Origin of the sequence: Candidatus Accumulibacter sp. ACC007, from assembly GCF_907163205.1 — a bacterium.
Lineage (GTDB): Bacteria > Pseudomonadota > Gammaproteobacteria > Burkholderiales > Rhodocyclaceae > Accumulibacter > Accumulibacter regalis.
Genome location: NZ_CAJQUD010000012.1, coordinates 15,844 through 40,011, shown reverse-complemented (window position 1 = coordinate 40,011; position 24,168 = coordinate 15,844). Strand labels below are relative to the sequence as shown.

At 62.4% G+C, this 24,168-nt stretch carries 26 protein-coding genes; 14 read left to right on the top strand and 12 right to left on the bottom strand.

The window, feature by feature from the left end:
* Window positions 1-527: 527 nt before the first annotated feature.
* Genes QZ634_RS20620 through lgt form a run of 3 tightly spaced genes read right to left on the bottom strand, consistent with a single transcriptional unit; the run spans window position 528 to window position 3,274 of the window.
* The gene (locus QZ634_RS20620; RefSeq protein WP_042330078.1) at window positions 528-1,004 is read right to left on the bottom strand and encodes a VOC family protein; all 477 of its coding nucleotides are present in this window, start codon (window positions 1,002-1,004) and stop codon (window positions 528-530) included.
* A gap of 50 nt (window positions 1,005-1,054) precedes the next feature.
* Entirely contained in the window at window positions 1,055-2,437 is a 1,383-nt protein-coding gene (locus QZ634_RS20615; RefSeq protein ID WP_291991360.1) for a malonyl-CoA decarboxylase, read from the bottom strand.
* 39 nt (window positions 2,438-2,476) lie between these two features.
* Window positions 2,477-3,274: a prolipoprotein diacylglyceryl transferase gene (gene lgt, locus QZ634_RS20610; RefSeq protein ID WP_291991359.1), complete on the bottom strand. Its 798-nt coding sequence runs from the start codon at window positions 3,272-3,274 to the stop codon at window positions 2,477-2,479.
* An 82-nt stretch (window positions 3,275-3,356) separates the two neighbouring features.
* On the opposite strand from lgt, the gene ilvD reads away from it, so the two are divergent.
* The 7 genes from ilvD (at window position 3,357) to QZ634_RS20575 (ending at window position 10,787) form a co-directional block, all read left to right on the top strand.
* Window positions 3,357-5,213 (top strand): dihydroxy-acid dehydratase, encoded by a 1,857-nt coding sequence (gene ilvD / locus QZ634_RS20605; protein WP_291991358.1) that lies wholly within the window; start codon window positions 3,357-3,359, stop codon window positions 5,211-5,213.
* Window positions 5,214-5,413: 200 nt separating this feature from the next.
* A complete protein-coding gene (locus QZ634_RS20600) occupies window positions 5,414-5,716 on the top strand; it encodes a c-type cytochrome (protein ID WP_043563218.1) in 303 nt (100 codons plus the stop codon).
* A gap of 169 nt (window positions 5,717-5,885) precedes the next feature.
* Window positions 5,886-7,130: a branched-chain amino acid ABC transporter substrate-binding protein gene (locus QZ634_RS20595; protein WP_291991357.1), complete on the top strand. Its 1,245-nt coding sequence runs from the start codon at window positions 5,886-5,888 to the stop codon at window positions 7,128-7,130.
* A gap of 161 nt (window positions 7,131-7,291) precedes the next feature.
* A complete protein-coding gene (locus tag QZ634_RS20590; protein WP_291991356.1) occupies window positions 7,292-8,215 on the top strand; it encodes a branched-chain amino acid ABC transporter permease in 924 nt (307 codons plus the stop codon).
* On the top strand, window positions 8,212-9,288 hold the full coding sequence (locus tag QZ634_RS20585) for an ABC transporter ATP-binding protein (protein ID WP_291991355.1): 1,077 nt from the start codon (window positions 8,212-8,214) through the stop codon (window positions 9,286-9,288). The genes QZ634_RS20590 and QZ634_RS20585 overlap by 4 nt, the downstream gene beginning before the upstream one ends.
* A 2-nt stretch (window positions 9,289-9,290) precedes the next feature.
* On the top strand, window positions 9,291-10,067 hold the full coding sequence (locus QZ634_RS20580) for an ABC transporter ATP-binding protein (protein ID WP_043563224.1): 777 nt from the start codon (window positions 9,291-9,293) through the stop codon (window positions 10,065-10,067).
* Window positions 10,068-10,082: 15 nt separating this feature from the next.
* On the top strand, window positions 10,083-10,787 hold the full coding sequence (locus QZ634_RS20575; protein ID WP_291991354.1) for an ABC transporter ATP-binding protein: 705 nt from the start codon (window positions 10,083-10,085) through the stop codon (window positions 10,785-10,787).
* Window positions 10,788-10,872: 85 nt separating this feature from the next.
* On the opposite strand, the gene QZ634_RS20570 is transcribed toward QZ634_RS20575, so the two are convergent.
* Together QZ634_RS20570 and QZ634_RS20565 are read right to left on the bottom strand one after the other, a co-directional pair.
* On the bottom strand, window positions 10,873-12,033 hold the full coding sequence (locus tag QZ634_RS20570) for an HDOD domain-containing protein (protein WP_291991353.1): 1,161 nt from the start codon (window positions 12,031-12,033) through the stop codon (window positions 10,873-10,875).
* 7 nt (window positions 12,034-12,040) lie between these two features.
* Window positions 12,041-13,114, bottom strand: coding sequence for a CDP-6-deoxy-delta-3,4-glucoseen reductase (locus QZ634_RS20565; protein ID WP_291991352.1), 1,074 nt, complete (start codon window positions 13,112-13,114; stop codon window positions 12,041-12,043).
* 39 nt (window positions 13,115-13,153) lie between these two features.
* Here QZ634_RS20565 and QZ634_RS20560 point away from each other — a divergent pair, with 39 nt between their 5' ends.
* Genes QZ634_RS20560 through QZ634_RS20550 form a run of 3 tightly spaced genes read left to right on the top strand, consistent with a single transcriptional unit; the run spans window position 13,154 to window position 15,642 of the window.
* Window positions 13,154-14,062, top strand: coding sequence for an SDR family oxidoreductase (locus QZ634_RS20560; protein ID WP_291991351.1), 909 nt, complete (start codon window positions 13,154-13,156; stop codon window positions 14,060-14,062).
* Window positions 14,053-14,469, top strand: coding sequence for a CopD family protein (locus QZ634_RS20555; RefSeq protein ID WP_291991350.1), 417 nt, complete (start codon window positions 14,053-14,055; stop codon window positions 14,467-14,469). The genes QZ634_RS20560 and QZ634_RS20555 overlap by 10 nt, the downstream gene beginning before the upstream one ends.
* A 12-nt stretch (window positions 14,470-14,481) precedes the next feature.
* Window positions 14,482-15,642: a THUMP domain-containing protein gene (locus QZ634_RS20550; RefSeq protein WP_291991349.1), complete on the top strand. Its 1,161-nt coding sequence runs from the start codon at window positions 14,482-14,484 to the stop codon at window positions 15,640-15,642.
* Window positions 15,643-15,760: 118 nt separating this feature from the next.
* On the opposite strand, the gene QZ634_RS20545 is transcribed toward QZ634_RS20550, so the two are convergent.
* Together QZ634_RS20545 and QZ634_RS20540 are read right to left on the bottom strand one after the other, a co-directional pair.
* The gene (locus tag QZ634_RS20545) at window positions 15,761-16,897 is read right to left on the bottom strand and encodes a PilT/PilU family type 4a pilus ATPase (RefSeq protein WP_291991348.1); all 1,137 of its coding nucleotides are present in this window, start codon (window positions 16,895-16,897) and stop codon (window positions 15,761-15,763) included.
* A 27-nt stretch (window positions 16,898-16,924) separates the two neighbouring features.
* Entirely contained in the window at window positions 16,925-17,971 is a 1,047-nt protein-coding gene (locus QZ634_RS20540) for a type IV pilus twitching motility protein PilT (RefSeq protein WP_291991347.1), read from the bottom strand.
* Window positions 17,972-18,040: 69 nt separating this feature from the next.
* Here QZ634_RS20540 and QZ634_RS20535 point away from each other — a divergent pair, with 69 nt between their 5' ends.
* From QZ634_RS20535 to QZ634_RS20520, 4 genes are read left to right on the top strand one after another with little or no spacing between them, the layout of a single operon-like run.
* Complete coding sequence (locus QZ634_RS20535; RefSeq protein WP_291991346.1) at window positions 18,041-18,730, top strand: YggS family pyridoxal phosphate-dependent enzyme; 690 nt, start codon at window positions 18,041-18,043, stop codon at window positions 18,728-18,730.
* Window positions 18,727-19,542: a pyrroline-5-carboxylate reductase gene (gene proC, locus QZ634_RS20530; protein WP_291991345.1), complete on the top strand. Its 816-nt coding sequence runs from the start codon at window positions 18,727-18,729 to the stop codon at window positions 19,540-19,542. The genes QZ634_RS20535 and proC overlap by 4 nt, the downstream gene beginning before the upstream one ends.
* Window positions 19,542-20,081 carry a YggT family protein gene (locus QZ634_RS20525; RefSeq protein WP_291991344.1) on the top strand — a complete coding sequence of 180 codons (540 nt, stop codon included), beginning with the start codon at window positions 19,542-19,544 and terminating at the stop codon, window positions 20,079-20,081. Before proC ends, QZ634_RS20525 begins: the two co-directional genes overlap by 1 nt.
* A gap of 3 nt (window positions 20,082-20,084) precedes the next feature.
* The gene (locus QZ634_RS20520) at window positions 20,085-20,375 is read left to right on the top strand and encodes a DUF167 domain-containing protein (RefSeq protein WP_291991343.1); all 291 of its coding nucleotides are present in this window, start codon (window positions 20,085-20,087) and stop codon (window positions 20,373-20,375) included.
* A gap of 3 nt (window positions 20,376-20,378) precedes the next feature.
* On the opposite strand, the gene QZ634_RS20515 is transcribed toward QZ634_RS20520, so the two are convergent.
* The 5 genes from QZ634_RS20515 to QZ634_RS20495 are packed head-to-tail and all read right to left on the bottom strand — an operon-like array spanning window position 20,379 to window position 24,125.
* A complete protein-coding gene (locus QZ634_RS20515) occupies window positions 20,379-21,632 on the bottom strand; it encodes a dihydroorotase (RefSeq protein ID WP_291991342.1) in 1,254 nt (417 codons plus the stop codon).
* Between the two features lie 3 nt (window positions 21,633-21,635).
* On the bottom strand, window positions 21,636-22,595 hold the full coding sequence (locus QZ634_RS20510; RefSeq protein WP_291982344.1) for an aspartate carbamoyltransferase catalytic subunit: 960 nt from the start codon (window positions 22,593-22,595) through the stop codon (window positions 21,636-21,638).
* Complete coding sequence (pyrR, locus tag QZ634_RS20505) at window positions 22,588-23,094, bottom strand: bifunctional pyr operon transcriptional regulator/uracil phosphoribosyltransferase PyrR (RefSeq protein ID WP_291991237.1); 507 nt, start codon at window positions 23,092-23,094, stop codon at window positions 22,588-22,590. Before pyrR ends, QZ634_RS20510 begins: the two co-directional genes overlap by 8 nt.
* Entirely contained in the window at window positions 23,081-23,572 is a 492-nt protein-coding gene (gene ruvX, locus QZ634_RS20500) for a Holliday junction resolvase RuvX (protein WP_291991341.1), read from the bottom strand. The genes pyrR and ruvX overlap by 14 nt, the downstream gene beginning before the upstream one ends.
* Window positions 23,565-24,125 carry a YqgE/AlgH family protein gene (locus QZ634_RS20495; protein ID WP_291991340.1) on the bottom strand — a complete coding sequence of 187 codons (561 nt, stop codon included), beginning with the start codon at window positions 24,123-24,125 and terminating at the stop codon, window positions 23,565-23,567. The genes ruvX and QZ634_RS20495 overlap by 8 nt, the downstream gene beginning before the upstream one ends.
* Between the last annotated feature and the right edge of the window lie 43 nt (window positions 24,126-24,168).

The window sequence follows — 24,168 nt, the reverse complement described above, 5'->3', positions numbered from 1 at the left end:
GATGCCGGGGCACGGCAGGAGCAAGCGGCGACCAGGTTCTCGTTGCCCTGAAGATCGGACAATTCAACGCGATCTTGAATTGCTGGCATGTTTCATTTCCTCGTTGCGCCTGAATGGCCGCGGCCGGCAATTATCATGCATTTTTCTGCAGAGATGAACATTGTGGTGCACGAAACGTGCAATTTGATTCGAGAACTACAAATAGCCGGGATTCCCTGCTGCCCCATGGCCGCCTCGGCGGCGAGAACGCTTGCGACCCGGGCGGCTTTGCCGGCCGCTCCGGTGGGCAATGGCAGGCCTTCACCCGAGGGCCGAAGCCGTGCGCTGCGTGTCGTGGCGCTGCGTTCGACAGTTCGGCAAAGAAAAACGAGCGCCAGCTGGGCTGGCGCTCGTCAATGTTTTCGCGACCTCCGGGGACTCGGTCGGCGCTATGCTCAGGCCTGCTTTCTCTGAGTCGGCGGCCCGAATGCGTTGCCCGCGTCGGCGAACAAGCTGCTTGAAAAGGTGCTCTAGATGATGCCCGGCTCTCAGGAGGCCAGTTTGGCGAAGGCTTCGATGACCGCAGGGGGGGCCTGGACCATTTCAATCAGTACGCCTTCGCCACCGATCGGGAACTCGTCATTGGCTTTCGGATGCATGAAGGTGATGTCGAAGCCGGCGGCTCCCTTGCGGATTCCGCCCGGTGCGAAGCGCACGCCGTTGGCCGAAAGCCATTCGACCGCCTTCGGCAGGTCGTCGATCCACAGACCGATGTGGTTGAGTGGCGTCACATGTACCGCGGGTTTCTTTTCCGGGTCGACCGGTTGCATCAGGTCGACTTCGACCTTGAACGGGCCGGAGCCGATCGCGGCGATGTCTTCGTCGACGTTCTCGCGTTCGCTGACGAAGTTGCCGGTGATTTCCAGGCCAAGCATGTCGATCCACAACTTGCGCAGCTTCATCTTGTCAGGGGCGCCGATGGCGATTTGCTGGATACCGAGGACTTTGAAGGGACGTTGGCTCATAGGGGCTTCTTTCTCTGTAGCGGAAGGGAAAAAGCGCTCGCTACGCGACTTCAGTCGCGAGCAGAGCGACGTATGGCGGTGGCTGCTGCAATCTCGCCACTGCGGGAAAACGCTTCGACATTCTCTTCGATGGTATCAGGGTCGTACACATAATTCACCATCATCCCGTAGGACTGATGGCTGCCGCGTGACGAGGTATCGGCCAGATAGTTGAGGCGTTCGATGTGTGCACCGTTGCCGAGGTGAAAGCGGGCGACCGGGTCATAGGGCTGGTCGCCTTTGCGGGCCGCCAGGAGGTAGCGCGCGGCGAGGCGTGTCAGGCCGCTCCGCAGGGTGCTGGACAACTGCTCGTCCGCCGCCCAGTTCTGCGCGGAAAGCAGCGACGCAAGATCGCCAGGGCTGGCAACGGGGGCCATCTCTGGTGGCAGCCGCCGTTTGATCTTCGCCAGGTCCGAATCGGTGAAGGCTTTTGGCCAGGCCTCCGGGTTGCTCTCGGCCCAGCGTCTGAAGGTGGGCAGAGGCGAAAGCGTCGCAAAGCTGGTCAGGCGCGGGTAATCGCGCTTCAGATCGTCGACCACGCGCTTGAGCAGGAAATTGCCGAACGACACGCCACGCAGTCCAGGCTGGGTGTTGGAGATCGAATAGAAGATCGCTGTACTGGCACGCTGCGCGTCAAATACCGGCGCATGTTCGTCGAGGAGTGCCTGGACGTTGTCAGCGAGGTGTTCGGTCAGCGCGACCTCGACAAAGATCAGCGGTTCCATCGGCATGCGCGGGTGAAAGAACGCGTAGCAGCGGCGATCGGAATCGAGTCGATTTTTGAGGTCGCTCCACGAGCGGATTTCATGCACGGCCTCGTACTGGATCAGCTTTTCCAGCAGCGCGGCCGGCGAGTTCCAGGTGATGCGCTGCAGTTCGAGAAAGCCGACGTCGAACCAGGCGCTCAGGCGGGACTCAAGCTCTCGGTCCAGTGAGCGCAGGGCGGGATCCTTGTCCAGCAAGCGCAGCAGGTCGGCGCGCAGATCAACGAGGAACTTGACGCCCTGCGGCAGGGCGTTGAATTGCGTGAGGATGCGTAGTCGCGACGAGCGCATGGCCTTGCGCAAAGCCGATTCGGCAGTCCACTGCTGGTCGGTACCGACCGCCGCCTGATAGTCGGCGTGCGCCTTGGCAACCGCTTGCGGGTCGGGGCCGAAGTCGTTGGCAATGGTGCTCAGGAAGGTGGTACGGCCGTCGTCATTGAGGTGCTGGTAGGTTTCAGCGAGCAGGGCGGCTCGCTGGCGGACCGAGACTTCGCCGCCAACACCGCCGGCGCACTCGCGTAGCAGATCGCGAACACGTCCGAGGTGTTTGCCTTCAAGTTCGAGTGGGCCGGGACTCTCGAGCAGCTTGCGCACCCGGCGCAGGCCGCGGACAACAAAGCCCTCTGACATTCTTTTCTCCTCCGTCCCGCGGCAAGCGGCGCATCCAGTTCAGATGCGTTGGCGATGGGCGAGAACGACTAAAAGCAGACCACACAGAATCATCGGCAGCGACAGCCACTGTCCCATGCTGACCGTGAATGACAAGCCAAGGATACCATCATCGGGGGACCGGAAATACTCGGCAAGCCAGCGCAGGCTGCCGTAGCCGATGAGAAAGACCCCCGAAACGGCGCCGCGTGGTCGCGCTCGCGTCGAGTACAGCCAAAGCACCACGAACAGCGCCACGCCTTCGAGGCTCGCCTGATAGAGCTGCGAGGGGTGGCGTGGCAAGTTGTCTACCCAGGGAAAGACCATCGCCCAGGGCAGCGATGGGTCCGCCACACGGCCCCACAGCTCGCCGTTGATGAAGTTGCCGATGCGTCCGGTGGCCAGACCGAGCGGTACCAGCGGGGCAATGAAATCCGTAATGTCGAACCAGGTCCTGCCGATCTTGCGTGCGTACAGGCCCATCGCGACGAGGACACCGAGGAAGCCGCCATGAAAGGACATGCCACCCCGCCAGACGGCGAAAACCTCCAGCGGATGTTCGAGGTAGTAGCCCGGCTGATAGAAGAGAACCTCACCCAGACGACCGCCGACGATCACGCCGAGAACGCCATAGAAGAGCAGATCATCAAGCTGGCGCACCGTCCAGCCGCTGGCCGAAAGCTGCGCATGATTCAGAATGCGGTAGCGACCCAGCCACCAGAACTGCAGGAAGGCTGCCAGGTACATCAGTCCGTACCAGTGCACTTTCAGCGGGCCGAGCGAAAGCGCGACGGGGTCGAACTGGGGATGGGTCAACACGGTACGAGAACTCCGAGGCTTTCGGATAGAATCCGCATTATATCGCGCCACCCCCGGGCGCGTTCCGGATTGGAGATTGGCAATGCCCGACTATCGTTCCCGCACCTCGACCCACGGTCGCAACATGGCTGGCGCACGCGCCCTGTGGCGCGCAACGGGCATGAAGGATGGCGACTTCGGCAAGCCGATCATCGCCGTCGTCAATTCGTTTACCCAGTTCGTCCCGGGTCACGTGCACCTCAAGGACATGGGCCAGCTGGTGGCGCGCGAGATCGAGGCTGCTGGCGGCATCGCCAAGGAATTCAACACCATTGCCATCGACGATGGCATCGCCATGGGCCACGACGGAATGCTCTATTCGCTGCCCTCGCGCGACCTGATCGCCGACTCCGTCGAATACATGGTCAATGCCCACTGCGCCGATGCCATGGTGTGCATCTCGAACTGCGACAAGATAACCCCGGGGATGCTTATGGCGGCGATGCGGGTGAACATCCCGACGATCTTCGTCTCCGGCGGCCCGATGGAAGCCGGCAAGATAGATTGGGGTGGCAAGGTGATTGCCATCGACCTGGTTGACGCGATGGTCAAGGGCGGCGACAGCAATTGCTCCGACGAGGAGGTTGACTCCTTCGAGCGTTCGGCCTGTCCGACCTGCGGCTCGTGTTCCGGCATGTTCACCGCCAACTCGATGAACTGTCTGACCGAGGCGCTCGGCTTTTCACTGCCCGGGAATGGGACCGTTCTTGCCACCCACGCCGATCGCAAGGGGCTTTTTCTCGAGGCGGGCCGGCAGATCGTCGAGCTGTGTCGCCGCTACTACGAGAACGACGATGGCACGGTGCTGCCGCGTTCGATAGGCAGTTTCGAGGCTTTTGAGAACGCGATGACGCTCGACGTATCGATGGGCGGGTCGACCAATACCGTGCTGCATATTCTGGCGGCGGCGCAGGAGGGCGGGGTGAACTTCACCATGGACGACATCGACCGTATTTCGCGCAAGGTGCCGTGTCTCGCCAAGGTGGCGCCGGCGACCCCTGACTACCATATCGAGGACGTTCACCGTGCCGGCGGAATTTTCGCCATTCTCGGCGAACTCGATCGCGCCGGATTGATCCATCGCCAGCAGCCGACGGTGCATGCCAGCACGCTCGGCGAGGCGATCGACCGCTGGGACGTGATTCGCAACCAGGACCCGGCGCTGAGCGAATTTTTCCGGGCTGCGCCCGGCGGCATCCCGACGCAGACTGCTTTCTCGCAGAACAGGCGTTATCCGGATCTCGACCTGGATCGCGCACAGGGTTGCATTCGCAACCGGGAGAACGCGTACTCGCAGGATGGTGGCCTGGCCGTACTGTATGGCAATCTGGCGATGGACGGATGTATCGTGAAAACAGCCGGCGTTGACGAGAGCATCTGGGTGTTTACCGGCAAGGCGAGGGTTTTCGAAAGTCAGGACGATGCCGTGCAGGCGATTCTTGGCGACCAGGTCATTGCGGGCGAGGTGGTGGTCATTCGTTACGAAGGGCCAAGAGGCGGCCCGGGCATGCAGGAAATGCTCTATCCGACTTCCTACCTGAAATCGAAGGGACTCGGAAAGGCCTGCGCACTGCTCACCGATGGCCGTTTTTCGGGCGGGACTTCCGGGCTGTCGATCGGGCACGCTTCGCCGGAGGCTGCTGAAGGCGGCGCGATAGCCCTGGTCGAAGAGGGTGATGTGATCGAGATCGACATTCCGGGCCGCCGCGTTCATCTGGCCATAACAGAGAGCGAAATGGCCAGGCGTCGTGCCGAAATGGGAGCCCGCGGGGAGGCTTCCTGGCAACCGGCAAGCGCGCGCCAGCGGGTCGTTTCCAAGGCCTTGCAGGCGTATGCGCTGATGGCTACGTCGGCGGCCACCGGCGCAGTGCGTGACCTGGAACGGCTGAAAAAACGGTGAGCCCTGTGCTGCCCGCCGTCATGGAGGTGGCGTGGCGGGTGCTGCGGTCAACGCTTCGCGCGGCCCGTGCGTTGAATGCTTTGTAGCGCCGTCGTCCTGCGGCAATTGCCTTGAGCGACTGGCTCAAGAGGCTTTGCAAGTGGGCCAAACTGAAATAATATCGGTACGTTCCAAACCATCTTTCTGAACGGAGTAAGTGTATGAAAGCGATCTACGTGAGCCTGCTGGCTGCTGCCGGCGTGATGTCTGCTGGTGTGGTACAGGCCGATGAGGCACTGGCCAAGTCCAAGAACTGCCTGACCTGTCACCAGGTCGACAAGAAGGTCGTCGGTCCGTCATACAAGGACGTCGCCAACAAGTACACCGCCAAGGACGAGCCGATGCTCGCCGAGAAGATCATCAAGGGTGGCAAGGGCAATTGGGGCCCGGTGCCTATGCCACCGAACAAGGTGACGCCCGACGAGGCCAACAAGCTGGCCAAGTGGATTTTGAGCCTGAAGTGATCGTCGCATGAAGAACAACCGGCCAAGCGCCGGTTTTCTTTTTTTTGGCCGCCGCCAGGCAACCGATAGGCATCTTGAAAGAGAATATGCATGTTGACAAGCGTCTGATGTGCTTGGACAATCGCCCGTTCGCTACCCCATTAAAAACACAATATCGGAGATGAAACCTATGAACCAAATGCGTATGCCCGGTGTATTGATTGCTCTGGCCGCGTCTGTGGCGCTGATTGGTTGCGGCAAGAAAGAAGAACCCAAGGCCGCTGCGCCGGCGGCAGCCGCCGCGCCGGCGCCGGCGGAAGTGATTGTCAAAATTGGTCACGTTGCGCCGCTGACCGGCCCGATCGCCCACCTCGGCAAGGACAACGAGAACGGCGCCCGCCTGGCGGTTGATGACGCCAACGCGCAGAAGATCACCATCGACGGCAAGCTGGTCAAGTTCGAGCTCCTCGGGGAGGACGATCAGGCCGACCCGAAAACCGGTACTGTCGTCGCCCAGAAACTGGTGGACGCCAAGGTCGTCGGCGTTGTCGGTCACTTGAACTCGGGGACCACCATCCCCGCTTCCGCGATCTACAACCAGGCCGGCTTGCCGCAGATTTCGCCGTCGGCCACCAATCCCAAGTACACCCAACAGGGCTTCAACACCGCGTTTCGCGTGATGGCCAACGACGTCCAGCAGGGGTCGGTGGTCGGTACTTACGCGGCGAAGGACCTCGGCGCCAAGACAATCGCCATTATTGACGACCGTACCGCGTACGGGCAGGGCTTGGCGGACGAGGTCGAGAAAGCGGCCAAGGCCAACGGTGCGAAAGTGGTCGCCCGCGAGTTCACGAACGACAAAGCCATCGACTTCAAGGCCATTCTCACCAAGATCAAGGCCACCAAGCCCGACGTGATCTTCCTCGGCGGCATGGACGCGGTCGGTGGTCCGATGCTCAAGCAGATGAAGGAACTCGGCATCAAGGCGCAGTTCACCACCGGTGACGGCGGTTGCTCACCCGAGTTGATCAAGCTTGCCGGTGAGGCGTCGGAAGGCGTGATCTGTACGCAGGCCGGCTTGCCGGTCGACAAGCTGCCGAACGGCCAGAAGTTTGTCGCCGACTTCACCAGCAAGTACGGCCAGATCCAGATCTACTCGCCGTACAGCTACGACGCCGTGATGGTCCTCATCGACGCCATGAAGCGCGCCAATTCGGTCGATCCCGTCAAGTATCTGCCGGAAGTGGGCAAGACCTCGTACGACGGGGTGACCGGCAAGGTCGAATTTGATGAAAAGGGCGACATCAAGAATGGCGCGATTACCGTCTTCGAGATCAAGGATGGCAAGCTGGTCACTCTGAAGAGTGAAGGCGGCGCCATGGCTGCCGCTGCGCCTGCAGCTGCAGCTGCTCCAGCCACGGAAGCCAAGCAGTAAACCGGCAACCGGCACCAAGGGGATGGCGGCTTTGCTGCCATCCCGCGCTTACCTGCATCCGCTCAGCATGAGCCGGGCCCTGCGCCCGCACGCCCGATTCCTGGCGCCATGAGTCGGACCCTGCGGTTCGCCCCACGCACCTTGTTGCGGAAAGCTCGACCATGGACACTCTCCTCCAGCAACTGATCAACGGCCTTACTCTCGGCGCGGTCTACGCGCTTGTCGCTCTCGGTTACACGATGGTCTACGGCATCATCGGCTTGATCAACTTCGCTCACGGTGAGGTGGTGATGATCGGGACGATGGTCGCTTTCACGGTCATTGTTTCGCTTGCCGGTTCCGGCATGCCGCCGCTGCTCATACTCGGCGTCGGTCTGGTGATTTCGGTGGTCGTCTGCATGGTGCTTGGCTGGTTCCTGGAGCGAGTCGCCTATCGCCCTCTGCGCGGTGCGCCACGGCTGACGCCACTGATCACTGCCATCGGCATGTCAATGGTCCTGCAGAACGTGGCGATGATCATCTGGGGCCGAAACTACATTACCTTTCCGCCGATGATCGAAAAGCACATTTTTCATCTCGGCGGCGCGACCTTCACCAACGTGCAGGTCGCCATTGTCACGCTCGCGGCGCTGGTGATGTCCGGATTGATCTATCTGGTGCACCGCACGCGCCTCGGCATGGCCATGCGCGCAACGGCGCAGAACCCACAAGTGGCCTCGCTGATGGGCGTCGATATCAATCGCGTCATCGCCATGGCCTTCATCATCGGCTCGGCGCTCGGTGCCGTTGCCGGCTGCATGGTCGGTTCATACTACGAGATTGCCCACTACCAGATGGGCTTCATGCTCGGTCTGAAGGCCTTTACGGCAGCCGTTCTCGGTGGCATCGGCAACCTCGCCGGAGCGATGGCCGGCGGTATCCTGCTCGGCGTGATCGAAGCGCTTGGTGCGGGCTACATCGGCCAGCTGACGGGCGACTTTCTTGGCAGCCACTACCAGGATATCTTCGCCTTCATTGTTCTGATCGTAGTTCTGATGTTTCGCCCCTCGGGTCTCTTTGGCGAGCGTACGGGAGACCGCGCATGAACGAACAGTTCAAGAAGGCCGCTCCCTGGCAGCGGCATTGGCTGGCAGTGGTGCTCATCGGTGTCGTCCTGCTCGCCGTGCCTTTCGTTGCTGCCCTCGGCGGCCAGGCGTGGGTACGCATCGCAAACTTCGCGATTCTTTATATCTTCCTGGCGCTGGGGCTGAATATCGTCGTTGGCTACGCTGGCTTGCTCGACCTCGGTTACGTTGCCTTCTACGCGGTCGGCGCCTACGTCTATGCCTTGCTGGCATCGCCACACTTCGGCTTGCACCTGCCCTTCTGGGTGATTCTGCCGCTCGGTGCCGCCATCGCCTGTCTCTTCGGGATGTTGCTCGGTGCGCCGACGCTGAAGCTGCGGGGTGACTACCTGGCCATCGTTACGCTCGGCTTTGGCGAGATCATCCGCATTTTCCTGAACAATCTGAATGCCCCGATCAATGTCACCAACGGGGCACAAGGGATTACCCTGATCGACCCGATCAGAATCGGTGATTTCTCGTTTGCCGACACGACCACCGTTTTTGGCCTGGCCATCTCCGGGCCACAGAAGTACTACTTTCTGCTCGTCGCGCTGGCGATCATGGTGATCATCGTCAATATTCGCTTGCAGAATTCTCGCGTCGGTCGCGCCTGGCAAGCCATTCGCGAGGATGAGGTTGCCGCCAAGGCTTGCGGGATCAACACCCGCAACATCAAGCTGCTGGCTTTCGCCATGGGGGCGTCATTCGGTGGCATCGCCGGCGGCGTGTTCTCGGCGATGCAGGGCTTCGTCAGCCCGGAGAGCTTCTCGCTGATGGAGTCGATCACCATCCTGGCCATGGTCGTTCTCGGCGGCATGGGGCATATCCCCGGCGTCATCCTCGGGGCTATCCTGCTGACCGCGCTTCCCGAGGTCCTGCGCTATGGCATCGAGCCGCTGCAGGATGCACTCTTCGGGCGCATGATTATCGATCCGGAAAGCTTGCGAATGCTTATCTTCGGCCTGTCGTTGGTCCTCGTGATGCGCTTCCGGCCGGCAGGTCTGTGGCCCTCGCCACAACGCCGTCGCGAGCTTGCCGAGAGCGCGAATTGACCATGAGCGAACCCCAGATTCTTCTCCAGGCGCACGACGTTGCCAAGCATTTTGGCGGCGTCAAGGCCTTGCATGACGTCTCGCTGACGATTCGGCGGGGCGAGATCTACGGCCTGATCGGCCCCAACGGTGCAGGCAAGACGACGTTCTTCAATTGCCTGACCGGTCTCTACAAGAACGAGAGCGGCCATTTCGTCTTTGACGGCGTAAAGCTGACTGCCGACGCTCCGCACAAGGCGGCTGAAGTGGGAATTGCGCGGACCTTTCAGAACATTCGCCTGTTCGGCAACATGACGGCGATTGAGAACGTGATGGTCGGACGGCATCTGCGTACCCATGCCGGCGTGCTTGGCGCGATCACTCGCAACCGGGCGACGATGGCCGAAGAGGCCGCGATTACTCGTCGTGCCGAGGAGCTCTTGCACTACGTCGGTATTCACGAACGCGCGCACGACCATGCCAAGAATCTCTCATACGGCGACCAGCGCCGACTCGAGATTGCCCGTGCTCTGGCCACGGAACCGAAGTTGCTGGCGCTCGACGAGCCCGCTGCGGGGATGAACGGCACCGAAACCGAAGCCTTGCGCGTCCTTGTCGAAGGCATCTGCAAGGATGGCGTGACGGTCTTGCTGATCGAGCACGACGTCAAACTGGTGATGGGCTTGTGCGGGCGGGTGGCAGTACTCGACTACGGCGAGAAGATCTGCGAGGACGTGCCAGCGGTGGTCCAGAAGGACCCTCGCGTCATCGAGGCCTACCTCGGCGGATCGGTCGCTTGAACGAACGGACAGACAATGCTTGAAGTTACCGGATTGCGCGTTTCCTACGGTGGGATCCAGGCCGTTCGCGGCATCACGTTTCACGTCAACGAGGGTGAGATGGTCGCTCTGATCGGGGCCAATGGCGCCGGCAAGAGCAGTACCCTGCGCGCGTTGGCGAGATTGCTCGAGCCTGCGGGCGGCAGTGTTCGCTACCGCGGCAAGGAGCTTGTCTCCCTGCCGCCATATCAGCTGGTCGGCGAGGGCATCGCGCTGGTACCCGAGGGCAGAGGCGTCTTCCCGCGCATGAGCTGCCTGGAAAACCTGCGTATGGGTGCCTATGCGCGCAACGACAAGGCCGAAATCGAACGCGATCTCGAGCATGTTGTAGGGCACTTCCCGCGCCTCAAGGAGCGCGCCCAGCAAACCGCCGGGACGCTTTCCGGTGGCGAGCAGCAGATGTTGGCCATCGGTCGAGCGCTGATGAGCAAACCCAAGCTGATGCTCCTCGACGAACCTTCGATGGGCCTCGCACCGATCATGGTGCAGAAAATCTTCGAGGTCATCCGCACGGTGTCGCTGGAGGGTATGACCATTCTGCTCGTCGAGCAGAACGCCAAGTTGGCACTCGAAGTCAGTCAGCGCGGTTACGTCATGGAGAGCGGCGAAATCACGGTTACCGACGAGTCGAAGAAGCTGCTCGCCGACCCGAAGGTACGCGCCGCCTACCTCGGCGAGTAAGGGTGGCCTTGTGCCGTCGCCACGCGGGTGGCGACAGTTGCCCACCACCCGCGCCACCACCCGCGCCACCACCCTGCTGCTCTGCCTAGAACTCCATCGCCTCGGCGAATGCCTGTGCCTGCAGCTGTGCGCGATTGAACTGGTCCGCGGTCAGTCCGAGCATCGCCGCCTGTTCGGCGATGCGCTCGCCCTGATTGCCTTCACTGCTCAGCGCCAGTTCGAGGAAGGGCTGATAGCGACCACCATTTCCCAGCAGGGCGTCACAGATCGGGTCTGGCAGGCGCATGGCATCGAGTGCCTGCTCCATGCTGACGCCGAGCAGTACGTCGAGCAGGGAGAAAGCCCCGGTGATGAACAGGTTGTCGTACTCAGCCTTGTCGACCAGACCCGCGGAGAGCAACTCCATCAGCCGGCCGCGCAGCACCGCGGTGTACATCAGTGCCGGCGCCATCGGGTCCTTGCTGGCTGTCGCCAGTAGCAGTGACAACCAGCGATTGAGCTTGTCGTAGCCGAGCATGTTGACCGCGTGGCGGAACGACTGAATCTCGCAGGACAGGCCAAAGCCCGCGGAGTTGATGTAACGCAGCAGCTTGTAGGACATCGCTACGTCGTGCTTGAGTGCGGCTTCGATGTCCCGAATCTCGCCGTTCTGGCGCACCAGATTGAGTACCCGCACGATGTTCGTCTGCGCTGGATTGAGCGTCTTGGCCGGCTGCCTCGTCGGCACCGTGAAGAACCATCCGGCAGCAGCGGTCATGCCGGCATCCATGCATCCCCGGAAGTCCTCGCTGGTCCTGATATCGAACGCGACGCCCATGCCATAGCTGCGGGTGCGCGCAGCGAGCAGTTTCAGCTGGGCAAGCGTGAATTGCTGGGCGTCAAAACCGATGAAGCGAAACGGTACGTCTACCGCCAGCGCCTTCGTTGCCTGCGCGTCAAAGAGCAGGCAGGCGGTCGGCTGCCAGGTTTGCAGGGCACCAATAAGGTCGGCTCCGTCGGCGTCGAGGAGCGCTGCGGCCGGTATTTCAATGGCCGCATTCTCGGGTGCTGACCAGTCCAGCAAGCCGGCGTCGATTTTTCTCGGTCCGCAACTGATGAACACCGATTTTTCGCTCCGCGTCCAGATGTCGTCAAGGGCGCCGAGGGCATTCGCGGCATCCTGCATGCTCTGATCCTCGCCGAGGTGTAGCGTCAAGCGGCTGGCGATGATCCTGCTCTGACGATTGAGCAGAGGCTGGCGGGACATGAAGACCTTATTCATATGGGTCGACCTTTCGGTCCGAAGGATGGAGGGTGTCGATCGCCGCGAGGGTGTCCGACGCAAAGTCGAAAGAGTCGGCAAAGAACTCTTCGGCTGGCAAGTGACAGCGGGTCAGGAAATCCTCTTTGGCGGCAGCGACCATCGCCGGCGACCCGCAAACGTAGGCTTGATAGCCGGAAAGGTCGGGATGGTCCGCCATTGCTGCCTGATGAACGAGGCCGTGGCGGCCATTCCAGTGTTCGTCTGCGGGCGCGTCGGAGAGCACCGGGACGAAGCGCAGGTTCGGATGCTGCGCAGGCCACTGTTGGGCGAGTTCCAGGAGGTAGAGGTCGGCGAGCTGCCGTCCACCCCAATAGACGGCCATCGGGCGCTCGTCGCCCTCCGCAATCGCCTGGTGAACGATGGCCTTGATCGGCGCAAAGCCGGTACCGCCGGCGACCAGGAGCATGGGTTTCGGCGAGTCGGAGCGCAGGAAGAAGCTGCCCTGCGGTCCACGCAGGCGGAGAAGATCTTTCTCCTTCATGGTGCTGAACACCTGCCCGGTGAACTGTCCGCCTGGCATGTGGCGGACATGCAATTCCAGGAAAGCGTCCTCGTGCGGCGCGTTGGCAATGGAAAATGCCCGCCGCTTTCCTTCCCGGAGCAGGATGTCCACATATTGCCCGGCGAGAAACTGCAGGCGATCGCTGGCCGGGAGTTTCAGTTTGATGATCATTACATCCGGTGCGGCGCGGGTGAGGCTGTGCACGCGGGCGGGCAGGGTCCTGATCGGAATGTCCTCGAGCGAACGAACCTCGCGGCTTTCGATGTCCAGGTCGCTGCGTGCCATGGCGCAGCAGAAGAGGGCATAGCCGGAGTTGCGGTCAGCCTCGCTGAGAACATCGAGGCCTGCCTTGCCATGCGTCACTTGGCCGCTCAGGACCTTGCCCCGACAAGAGCCACAAACGCCATCGCGACAGCCGTAGGGAAGGCATAGCCCCTGGCGCAGTGCGGCGTCGAGAATCGTCTCCTCCGGCTGTGCCTGAAAACTGTGCTGGCTCGGCTGTACGCTGACCTGAAAACCCATTGCGTCTCCGCTGCTGTACGAATCCGGTAAAATTGCGCGGTGCAAAAACTATTGATCGTCGGTTGTGGAGATATTGCCCGCCGTCTTCTGCCCCGGCTGCTTGGCCACTACCGCGTTTTCGCCCTGGTCCGCGACCCGGAGCAGGCCGCCTTCTGGCGCGACAAAGGTGCCCGACCGGTGCTTGCCGACCTCGATCGACGCGCCACGCTGCAGCGCATTGCCGGTCTGGCCGAGATCATCGTCCACCTGGCTCCGCCCGCCACACTCAAGCCGACAGGTGGGGCCGGCGACCGGCGCGATACACGGACCCGCTGGCTGCTTGCCGCACTTGCCAGCGGGATGAGTCTACCACAGCGCATCGTGTATATAAGCACCTCGGGTGTCTATGGTGACTGCTCCGGCGAACGCGTGGACGAGACGCGAGCGCTCTGCCCAGGCACTGCCCGTGCCCACCGCCGGGTTGACGCCGAGCGCCAGTTACGAGCTTTCGGTCGGCGTGGTGTCGTCGTCAGCATCCTGCGTGTGCCCGGGATCTACGCCGCTGACCGTTTGCCGATCGAACGCCTGCGGCGCGGCGTCCCAGCGCTGCGCACGGCCGACGATGTCTATACCAACCACGTTCATGCCGACGATCTGGCGATGATCACCTGTGCCGCGCTGCGCCATGGGCGCAGCAACCGCAGCTACAACGCAAGCGATGATTCGGAGATCACCATGGGCGACTATTTTGATCTCGTTGCCGATCGTTTTGGTTATCCCCGGGTGCCCCGCCTGTCGCGCGGCGAGGCGCAGGAACAGCTGTCGGCCCTGCAGTTGTCGTTCATGAGTGAATCACGTCGGCTGCTCAACCAGCGGCTCAAGAAAGAGCTTCGTGTCAGGCTGCGCTATGCACGCGTCGAGGATGGCGTCGCGGCGGCGGCAAGGGAAAGGAAGAGTCAGTGCTCGTAGCCAAGGTTCTGCATCTGTGGATGGTCGTCAGCTGGTTCGCCGGTCTGTTCTACCTGCCGCGTATTTTTGTCAATCTGGCAATGGTCGATCCCGATAGCGAGAAGGAGCGCAAGCGTCTTTTGATGATGGCAGAGAAACTCTATCGCTTCATGACGCCGATCGGCTTTCTGGCGGTCGCTCTTGGTCTCTGGTTGTGGTTCGGCTACGGTTTTTCGGGCGGCTGGCTGCACGCCAAGACCGCGCTGGTCGTCTTGCTGATTTTTTATCACGCGTATTGTGGTCGCCTGTTGAAGGGTTTCAGGGATGGTCGCATCAAGCGTAGTCATGTCTGGTTCCGCTGGTTCAACGAAGTGCCGGTGCTGTTGTTGCTGGCGGCGATCTACCTCGCCGTCCTGAAGCCTTTTTAGTCGGAGACAATCTTGGAAACCTTCTTTGCCAGCTGTCCGCGTGGTCTTGAGACCCTGCTCGCCGAAGATCTGGCGATGGCTGGCGCGTCTGATCTGAAGCAGATCTCCGGCGGGGTGCATTTTTTCGCCGAGTGGTCGGTTTGCTACCGGCTCAATCTCCATTCGCGGATTGCCACCCGCGTCCTCTGCCGCGTCGCGCACGCCCGTTACGCGAAGGAGGAAGACATCTACCAGTTGGCGCTCGAGACAGCATGGCCCAAGTGGTTCGTTCCGGAACAGACCATTCGCGTCGACGTCAATGCGGTGAAAAGCCCACTGAAGAGCATCGACTTTGTGACTCTGCGCATCAAGGACGCCATTTGCGATCGCTTTCGCCGTGATTTCGGCCGCCGGCCAAGCGTCGACACGCGCCAACCGGACGTGCGTATCCAGGGTTTCATCAGCAGCGACGAGTGCACGCTCTATCTGGATACCTCGGGCGCCCCGCTTTACCAGCGCGGTTTTCGCCAGAAGACCGTAGAAGCGCCGCTGCGAGAAAACCTGGCGGCGGGCATCCTGCGCCTCAGCGGCTGGCAGCCGGGCATCCCGCTGCTTGACCCGATGTGTGGCAGCGGCACTTTTCTGCTCGAAGCCGCCCAGATTGCGCTCGGTCTGGCGCCGGGCGCCCGGCGTGATTTCGCTTTCCAGAATCTGCGCAACTTCGATGCCGCGGCCTGGCAGGCGCTGCACGACGCAGCGCGGGCTGGCGAGAAACCGCTTGCCGATGCACGGATCTTCGGTAGCGACCTCTCGCCGGTGGCGGTGCGCGCTGCGCTGGCCAACCTCGACCGCGCCGGGCTGCTGTCCGCGGTCAGCCTGCGTTCGGGAGATCTGCTCGCCATCGACGCACCAGCGAGCAGCGGGATAATGGTCAGCAACCCGCCTTACGGCGAGCGGGTTTCCAGCGATGACGAACTGGCCGCCTTCTACCCCTTGCTCGGCCAGGCGCTCAAGCAACGCTTCGCGGGCTGGACCTGTTACCTGATCAGCGCCGACACGCGCCTGCCGAAAATGGTGCGCCTGACGCCCAGCAAGAAGACGCCGCTGTTCAACGGTGCGCTTGACTGCCGCCTGTACGAATTCAGAATGGTCGCCGGCAGTAACCGCGGCAAGGGCGGGGCAGCCCCCGCGTAGAGCCGATTGCTTGCGCTCGTGGAAGCATGCGTGCGCGGGCGCTCGGGGCGCTCGCGGCAAGCTCGCTGTGCCGCCGCCGGCTGCGCAGCGTCTCAGCCGGCGGCAGCTTCCTGCCGCCCTAGACGATGTCCAGGTGGCCGATGCCGGCGGTGAGGTCTCGATCGTGCGACTCCTTGCCGTGCAGCTTGATTTGCAGGCGTAGGTCGTTGAGCGAGTCGGCGTTGCGCAAGGCTTCCTGGTAGTTGATCTGACCGGCTTCGTAAAGATCGAAAAGCGCCTGGTCGAAGGTCTGCATGCCAAGTTCGCGCGAGCGCTTCATGACGTCCTTGATCTCGTGCACCTGTCCCTTGAAGATCAGGTCCGAAATCAGCGGTGAATTGAGCAGCACCTCGATCGCCGGCACCCGTCCCTTGCCGTCCTTCTTCGGCAGCAGACGCTGCGAAATCAGGGCGCGCAGGTTCAGGGAAAGGTCCATCAGCAACTGGTGGCGACGTTCTTCGGGGAAGAAGTTGATGATCCGGTCCAGCGCCTGGTTGCTGCTGTTGGCGTGCAACGTCGCCAGGCACAGATGGCCCGTTTCGGCGAAAGCGACGGCGTAGTCCATCGTCGCCCGGTCTCTGATCTCGCCCATCATGATCACGTTCGGTGCCTGGCGCAGGGTGTTCTTCAGCGCGATTTCCCAGGAGTCGGTGTCGACGCCGATTTCGCGTTGCGTGATGATGCACTTCTTGTGCTCGTGCACGAACTCGATGGGGTCTTCGATGGTGATGATGTGGCCGTAACTGTTGCGGTTGCGGTGATCAAGCAGCGCGGCCAGTGAAGTCGTCTTGCCGGTGCCGGTGCCGCCGACGAAGATCACCAGGCCGCGGCTGGTCAGCGAGAGGTCCTTGAGGACCGCTGGCAACGCCAGTTCGTCCAGCGTCGGAACCACCAGGTTGATCGTTCGGCAGACCACCGCGACGCGCCCCTGTTGCACCAGGGCATTGACCCGAAAGCGGCCGATGCCCGACGGTGAAATGGCAAAGTTGCATTCCTTCTTCTCTTCGAATTCGGTTGCTTGCCGATCGTTCATGATCGAGCGTGCGAGTTCGGCGGAATGCTGCGGCAGTAGCGGCTGGTTGGATACCGGCATCACCTTGCCGTCGATCTTGATTGCCGGCGGGAAATGCGCGGTGATGAACAGGTCGGAACCATTCTTCTGCGTCATCAGCCGCAGCAGTTCGTGCATGAACTTCAGCGCTTGATCGTGCTCCATGCTTTTTCTCCTGCTCGCGAAGCGGGCTTAGACGCTGGGGAAGGTGTCTTTGTTGGCGGCCTTGGTCTTGGCTTCCGCCGCCGACACGATGTTGCGGCGCACGAGTTCGACCAGATTCTGGTCGAGCGTCTGCATGCCATGCTGCTGCCCGGTCTGCAGCGCGGAGTACATCTGGGCGACCTTGTTCTCCCGGATCAGGTTGCGGATTGCCGGTGTGCCGAGCATGATTTCGTGCGCGGCGACCCGTCCCAGGCCATCCTTGCTCTTGAGCAGCGTTTGCGAGATTACCGCGCGCAGCGACTCGGAGAGCATCGAGCGAACCATTTCCTTTTCGGCAGCCGGGAACACGTCGACGATCCGGTCGATGGTCTTCGCCGCGCTCGAGGTGTGCAGAGTGGCGAATACCAGGTGTCCCGTTTCGGCTCCCGAGAGTGCCAGGCGGATGGTTTCCAGATCACGCATTTCACCAACCAGGATGACGTCCGGGTCCTCGCGCAGCGCCGCGCGCAGCGCATTCTGGAATGACAGCGTATGCGGTCCAACTTCGCGTTGGTTGATCAGGCACTTCTTCGACTGGTGAACGAATTCGATCGGGTCCTCGACGGTCAGGATGTGCCCGTACATGTTCTCATTGACATGGTTGACCATCGCCGCCAGGGTGGTCGATTTGCCTGAGCCGGTAGGGCCGGTGACCAGTACGATGCCGCGGGGAAATTCGGAGATGGCCTTGAAGATCTTCGGGCAGTTGAGTTCCTCGAGGCTCAGCACTTTCGACGGAATCGTCCGAAAGACAGCGCTGGCGCCACGGTTCTGCACGAACGCATTGACCCGAAAGCGCGCCAGATTGGGGATCTCGAAGGAAAAATCGCATTCCAGGGTGTCTTCGTACTGCTTGCGCTGGCCGTCGCTCATGATGTCGTACACCCTCGCGTGCACGTCCTTGTGCTCCATGGCTGGCAGGTTGATGCGCCGCACGTCGCCGTTGACCCGGATCATTGGCGGCAGGCCCGATGACAGGTGGAGGTCGGAAGCCTTGTTCTTGACGCTGAAGGCCAGCAGTTCGGTGATGTCCATCAGGTTCGGTCCTCGGGCGGTGGGCAGGGCGCGGTGCTATACTCGGGGCAACCTGCGTAGCGCCTGATTATGACCTCACTCTCCGCCAAGCTGCAAGCCGTTCTCGCGCAAATCGCCGGCGCGGCACGGCAATGCGGACGTGACCCGGGGGATGTTCGCCTGGTCGCGGTCAGCAAGACCTGGCCTGTCGCGTGCATCCGCGAAGTGGCGCTTGCCGGGCAGACGGCCTTTGGCGAGAGCTTTGTCCAGGAAGGCATCGACAAGGTAGATCAGCTGCGCTCCCTGGCGCTGGACTGGCATTTCATCGGTTCGGTGCAGAGCAACAAGACCCGTTCGCTTGCCGAGAATTTCAACTGGGTGCATTCTGTCGACCGCTTGCGGATTGCCGAACGTCTTGCCGAACAAAGACCAGCGTCGCTGCCGCCGCTGTCGGTCTGTGTGCAGGTGAACGTCAGCGGGGAGGCCAGCAAGGGCGGGGTTTTGCCTGCCGAAGTACCGGCGCTGGCGCAGGCGATTGCTGCGCTGCCAAACTTGCGCTTGCGCGGTCTGATGGCCGTTCCCGCGCGCAGTGACGCCTTTCTCGAACAGCGTCGCCCGTTCCGCCTGTTGCGCCAGCTGTTCGAGCAGCTGCAGGCCGATGGCTTGGTGCTTGATACCCTTTCAATGGGTATGTCGCATGATCTTGACGCGGCGATCGCCGAGGGGGCGACCGTGGTTCGTGTGGGTAGCGCGATTTTTGGTGAGAGACACAAAGCATGAGAATTACTTTCCTGGGTGGCGGCAATATGGCCAGCGCGCTGATCGGTGGCCTGGTGAAGACCGGATTTTCGGCGGCCGACATTGCGGTGATCGAGGTCGGTGCGCAGGGGCGTGCCAAGCTTCGCCTGATGTACGGGGTGCGCTGTTACGAGGCGCCGACTGCCGCCGCGCTGGACTGCGATGCGCTGCTGCTATCGGTGAAGCCGCAGCAGATGCACGATGCCTGTGCGTCGCTTCCCAAGCGCCTCAACCAGCAACTCGTCATCAGTATCGCGGCCGGCTTGCGCCTGGCAGACATCGCCCGCTGGCTCGACGGCTATGCCAAGATCGTGCGCGCGATGCCCAATACCCCGGCGCTGATCGGTGCCGGCATCACCGGGCTGTGTGCCTTGCCGGGGGTATCGATGGCCGAGCGGCTCGGTGCCGAGCGCATCCTGCAGGCCGTCGGCAGTACCCTGTGGGTCGCCGATGAGGCGCAAATGGACGCCGTGACCGCGGTCTCCGGAAGCGGCCCGGCGTATGTCTTCCTGTTCATCGAGACCTTGCAGCAGGCGGGGACCGAACTCGGTCTGACGCCAATGCAGGCGCGCCAGCTGGCGATAGAAACGGTACTCGGCGCCGCCAAGCTGGCCGTGCAGTCGGATGAAGCCGCTGCCGTGCTGCGTGAGCGCGTCACCTCGAAAGGCGGAACGACCGAAGCCGCGCTGCAAATGATGGAAGAGCGTGGCGTCAGGGAAGGCTTCATCGCTGGCGTGCAGGCGGCCAACGCTCGCAGTCGTGAACTGGGCGAGCTGCTGGGAAAGGATAGTTGATGGCTGCACAGGCGGGTTTGTTTCTGCTCCAGGTGGTGACCGGGTTCCTGAGCTTTGCCCTGCTGCTGCGCTTCTATATGCAGGCTTTCCGGGTATCGTTCAACAACCAGGTGGGTACTTTCGTCGTCGACCTGACCAACTGGCTGGTCAAGCCCTTGCGCAAGGCGCTACCCGGCCTGTGGGGTCTCGATCTGGCGAGCCTGCTGCCCGCGTATCTGCTGCAGCTCGTTTTTGCCGGCGCCGTGCTTTCCCTGCACGGTGGCAGCGAAGCCTGGTCACCACTGAGCCTGTGGCCTGTGCTGCTGTGGCAGGGGGTGCTGGCTACCCTGCGCATGAGCATTTACCTGCTCATTGCTGCGCTGGTGGTGCAGGCCGTGCTCTCGTGGGTCAGTCCGTACTCGCCTTTGACCCAGCCGGTCGGGCAGTTGACCAGGCCTTTTCTGAGTCCCATCCAGCGTCTCGTTCCACGCATCGGGGTGGTCGATCTGTCGCCATTGATCGCCATCGTTCTGGCGCAGCTGGTCCTCATGTTTCTGTAAGCCGTGGCCGACTGGCTACGCGAAAACGGCGCTGCGCTGACCCTGAGCGTCCATGTTCAGCCGGCAGCAAAGCGCAGCGAAATCGTTGGCCTGCACGGCGACGCGCTCAAGGTCCGCCTCGCAGCACCGGCGATCGACGGGCGCGCGAACGCTGCCCTGATCGAGTTCCTCGCGCAGCGGCTGGGGCTGGCCAAGTCGCTGATCGAGCTGAAGAGTGGCCACCAGTCGCGGCGCAAGCTGTTGTCCCTGAGCGGGGTTTCAGCGAGTGCGCTACGGCGCCTTCTCGGGCAGTAAGGCTCAAGCCTCGAAGATGATTCGTCCGCCGACCAGCGTCATGCGCACCCTGCCGATCATTTCGTAACCCAGGTAGGGGCTGTTCTTGCCCTGGCTGCGCAAGGTCTCGGGGGTAAGCCGCCAGGCTTCGCAGGGGTCGAAGACGCAAATGTCGGCACGACTGCCGATGCTCAGCGAACCGGCGTCGATGCCGAGAATTTCTGCCGGATCACAGGTGATGCGGGCCAGCGCTTCGGCTAACGGAAGCTGCATCTGTTCCGCCCACAACAGCGTCAAGGGGAGCAGGAGTTCCAGGCCAATGGCGCCGGGGACGGCTTCGGCAAACGGAAGCTGCTTGCCATCCGCATCGACCGGGGTGTGGTCCGAACAGATTGCCGCGACGCCATCCCGAACGGCGGCACGGAGCGCGTCACGGTCGCTTTGCGCGCGTAGCGGCGGGTCGAAGCGCGCGTTGCTGTCGAAGTAGCCGATGTCCATTTCCGAAAGATGCAGGTGGTGGATCGACACGTCACAGCTGACCGGCATGCGCGAACGTTTGGCTTCGCGGACCAGCGCCACGCCGGCGGCTGAAGAAAGCCGCGAAAGATGCAGGCGGACACCGGTTTCGGACGCCAGGTGCAGGGCGGTGGCGATGGCCACGGTTTCCGCCGATACCGGTACCCCGGTCAGTCCCAGCCGCGACGCAACTTCACCATCGTGGGCGACACCCTCACGGGCGAGAAACTGGTCTTGTGGTCGCAGGCGCAGCGCGTACGAAAAAGTTGCCGCGTACTGCATGGCCCGCAGCAGCAACTGCGTATCGATGGGCTCGTTGGCCTGCGAGAAGCCAATGCAGCCGGCCCGCGCGAGCGCGTTCATTTCAGCGAGCCGCTGGCCGGCCAGCCCGTGGGTCAGGGCGCCGATCGGATAGACGCGTGCCAGGCCAAGCGTTTCGCTGCGCCGTACCAGGCGTTCGACCAGCCCCGGTTCATCGAGCGGTGGTTTGGTGTCTGGCGGGCAGGCCAGCGAGGTGACGCCGCCGGCGACGGCGGCGGCGAGTTCGGGTTCGATGGCGCCCAGCCGGGTCGACAGATCGACCAGACCGGGGCAGGCGATCAGCCCGCTGGCGTCAATGCTGCGGTCCGCCGAGAAGCCGGCCGGCGGCTGGCCTATGGACGCAATGCGCGCGTCGGCGACGAACAGGTCGAGCTGCTCATCGAGGCCGTTCCTGGGGTCGATCAGCCGCGCGTTGCGGATGTGGAGGTTCTGCCTGTTCATCGCTCAGTTCCCTGCCAGAATGCCCATGACCGCCATACGCACGGCAATCCCGAAGGTCACCTGCGGCAGAATCACCGCCTGCGGTCCGTCGGCGACATCAGAGTCGATTTCAACGCCACGATTCATTGGCCCCGGATGCATCACGATGGCGTCCGCTTTGGCCAGCGCCAGCATTGCCGGCGTCAGCCCGTAACAGTGGAAGTATTCGCGCGCCGAGGGCAGCAGCGCACCATTCATGCGCTCGTTCTGCAGGCGCAACATGATGACCACGTCGCAATCGCGTATTCCTTCACGCAGGTCATGGCAGACACGCACACCCATTCTTTCGATGGCCGTTGGCAGCAGTGTCTGCGGGCCAACGGCGCGTACCTCGGCGGCGCCGAGGGTGGTCAGCGCGTTGATGTCCGAGCGCGCCACGCGCGAGTGCAGGATGTCGCCGACCACCGCCACCACCAGATTGCTGAAATCCTTCTTGTAGTGACGGATGGTATACATGTCCAGCAAGCCCTGCGTCGGGTGGGCGTGACGTCCGTCGCCGGCATTGACCACGTGCACGTCGTTTCGCCCGAGGCGGCGCAGATGCTCGGTGATCAGGTGCGGCGCGCCGCTGGCCGCGTGGCGGACGACGAACATGTCGGCGTGCATGGCGATCAGGTTGTCGACCGTGTCGAGCAGGGTTTCGCCCTTGGCGGTGGACGAGCGTGTCACGTCGAGGTTGATGACGTCCGCGGAGAGGCGTTTGGCGGCAATCTCGAAGGTCGTTCGCGTCCGCGTGGAGTTTTCGAAAAAGACGTTGAACACGCTCTTGCCACGCAACAGGGGGACCTTCTTGACGTCGCGGTCGGACACCTCGAGGAAGCTCGATGCCGTATCGAGAATCTGATGAATCAGTTCGCGCGGCAAGCCCTCGATCGACAGCAGGTGCGTCAGCTCGCCATTGGCGTTGAGTTGTGGATTATGCATTGGCGCCCAGGCTCCAGCGCAGGTGGCCGTCGCCGTCCGCAGAGAGCACCAGTTCCTGCGTCGCGTCGAGGTCGACCCGCCAGGTGCAGAAGTCGGCGCAGATGGGCAGTTGCCGCTGGCCGCGGTCGGCGAGAACGGCAAGCTGGATGCTCGCCGGTCGACCGTAGTCGAACAGCTCGTTGATCGCCGCACGCGTCGTGCGACCCGTGTACAGCACGTCGTCGACCAGGATCAGCGGTCGGCCTTCCACATCGAAGGGAATCGACGTTGGCCGGACGCGCGGATGCAGACCCTTTTCGCCGTAGTCATCGCGGTAGAAAGAGACATCGATCAGGCCAATCTCGTTGTCCAGTGCCAGCAGATCGTGCAGTCGTCGGGCGACCCAGACGCCGCCGCTGTGAATGCCGACCAGGACCGTCTTCGGGAGCAGCCGGGGTCGGATGAGTTCAGCGAGTTCGCTGCATTGCACGTTGGCGTCGGGAAGTTCAATGGCTGGCATCTGTGGGCTCGTCGGGGGTGGGTGAAAGCGTGGATGAGTCGCCGCGGGTGCTATCGAAATAGTCCTGCAGGATGAGCTGCGCGGCGACGGCGTCAAGATGCCTGCCGGCCTTGCGCGAGTCGTGACCGGCTGCGCGCAGCCGCGCCTGTGCTTCGTGCGAGGAAAGCCGTTCGTCGGCATAGTCGACGCTCAGCCTGAAGCGGCCGCGCAGTTGATTGGCGAAGCGTTCGCAGCGGGCGGTCATGGCATGTACATTGCCATCGAGCGACAAGGGCCGTCCGACGACCAGAGTGCGCGGCTGCCATTCTTCGATCAGAGCGGCGATGGCGGCGAAGCGCGCGGCGTTGCCTTCGCCATGGACGGTGGTCAGCGCATGCGCTTGTCGCAGCTGCCATTCGCCGGTCGCGACGCCGATGCGTTTTTCACCGAAGTCGAAAGCGAGCACGGCGCCAGTCGGTCCGCCGGTCGCCTCAGGCATGACCGACTTGGTCGGCTAGGTTGGTGAGGCTGACGCCGAGGAGGTCAAGTGCCGAGGCCAGTCGTTCCTCGTAGGGCAACTCGAAGAGAATCGGCAGTCTGGCAGCGACGGTCAACCAGGCGTTCTGGGCCAGTTCGTGTTCGAGTTGGCCGGCAGACCAGCCCGAATAGCCGAGTGTGACCATCAGGTCCTGCGGTTGACCTTTTTCGGCAACCGACTGCAGAATATCGCGCGAACTGGTGAGTCCGACGTGATCGTTGACCACCAGTGTCGATTGCCATTGGCCGACCGGTCGGTGCAGGACGAAGCCGCGATCGGTCTGCACCGGTCCGCCGAAAAGGACCGGCAGGTTGGCGAAGCCATCGGCCTCGAGCACGACGTCGATCTTGCCGAGCAGCGTTCCCAGACTCATGTCGATCGGGCGATTGACGATCACCCCCAACGCGCCACGCTCGTTGTGCTCGGCAATATAGACCAGCGTCCTGGAAAAATACGGATCTGCCATTGCCGGCATGGCAATGAGAAAATGGTCAGTCAGGTTGATGCTTTTCATGGCCTCATTCTAATCGGCGGCGGCTGGGGACACAAAGGTAATC

Excerpts from the sequence above, each read along its gene's own strand:
- QZ634_RS20570 (WP_291991353.1), bottom strand. The coding sequence starts at position 12,033 with ATGTCCCGCCAGCCTCTGCTCAATCGTCAGAGCAGGATCATCGCCAGC.
- ilvD (WP_291991358.1), top strand. The coding sequence starts at position 3,357 with ATGCCCGACTATCGTTCCCGCACCTCGACCCACGGTCGCAACATGGCT.
- pyrR (WP_291991237.1), bottom strand. The coding sequence starts at position 23,094 with ATGCCAGCCATTGAACTTCCCGACGCCAACGTGCAATGCAGCGAACTC.
- ruvX (WP_291991341.1), bottom strand. The coding sequence starts at position 23,572 with ATGCCTGAGGCGACCGGCGGACCGACTGGCGCCGTGCTCGCTTTCGAC.
- QZ634_RS20515 (WP_291991342.1), bottom strand. The coding sequence starts at position 21,632 with ATGAACAGGCAGAACCTCCACATCCGCAACGCGCGGCTGATCGACCCC.
- QZ634_RS20575 (WP_291991354.1), top strand. The coding sequence starts at position 10,083 with ATGCTTGAAGTTACCGGATTGCGCGTTTCCTACGGTGGGATCCAGGCC.
- QZ634_RS20540 (WP_291991347.1), bottom strand. The coding sequence starts at position 17,971 with ATGGACATCACCGAACTGCTGGCCTTCAGCGTCAAGAACAAGGCTTCC.
- QZ634_RS20510 (WP_291982344.1), bottom strand. The coding sequence starts at position 22,595 with ATGCATAATCCACAACTCAACGCCAATGGCGAGCTGACGCACCTGCTG.
- QZ634_RS20545 (WP_291991348.1), bottom strand. The coding sequence starts at position 16,897 with ATGGAGCACGATCAAGCGCTGAAGTTCATGCACGAACTGCTGCGGCTG.
- proC (WP_291991345.1), top strand. The coding sequence starts at position 18,727 with ATGAGAATTACTTTCCTGGGTGGCGGCAATATGGCCAGCGCGCTGATC.
- QZ634_RS20585 (WP_291991355.1), top strand. The coding sequence starts at position 8,212 with ATGAACGAACAGTTCAAGAAGGCCGCTCCCTGGCAGCGGCATTGGCTG.
- QZ634_RS20595 (WP_291991357.1), top strand. The coding sequence starts at position 5,886 with ATGAACCAAATGCGTATGCCCGGTGTATTGATTGCTCTGGCCGCGTCT.
- QZ634_RS20600 (WP_043563218.1), top strand. The coding sequence starts at position 5,414 with ATGAAAGCGATCTACGTGAGCCTGCTGGCTGCTGCCGGCGTGATGTCT.
- QZ634_RS20580 (WP_043563224.1), top strand. The coding sequence starts at position 9,291 with ATGAGCGAACCCCAGATTCTTCTCCAGGCGCACGACGTTGCCAAGCAT.
- QZ634_RS20620 (WP_042330078.1), bottom strand. The coding sequence starts at position 1,004 with ATGAGCCAACGTCCCTTCAAAGTCCTCGGTATCCAGCAAATCGCCATC.
- QZ634_RS20615 (WP_291991360.1), bottom strand. The coding sequence starts at position 2,437 with ATGTCAGAGGGCTTTGTTGTCCGCGGCCTGCGCCGGGTGCGCAAGCTG.
- QZ634_RS20535 (WP_291991346.1), top strand. The coding sequence starts at position 18,041 with ATGACCTCACTCTCCGCCAAGCTGCAAGCCGTTCTCGCGCAAATCGCC.
- QZ634_RS20495 (WP_291991340.1), bottom strand. The coding sequence starts at position 24,125 with ATGAAAAGCATCAACCTGACTGACCATTTTCTCATTGCCATGCCGGCA.
- QZ634_RS20590 (WP_291991356.1), top strand. The coding sequence starts at position 7,292 with ATGGACACTCTCCTCCAGCAACTGATCAACGGCCTTACTCTCGGCGCG.
- QZ634_RS20565 (WP_291991352.1), bottom strand. The coding sequence starts at position 13,114 with ATGGGTTTTCAGGTCAGCGTACAGCCGAGCCAGCACAGTTTTCAGGCA.
- QZ634_RS20525 (WP_291991344.1), top strand. The coding sequence starts at position 19,542 with ATGGCTGCACAGGCGGGTTTGTTTCTGCTCCAGGTGGTGACCGGGTTC.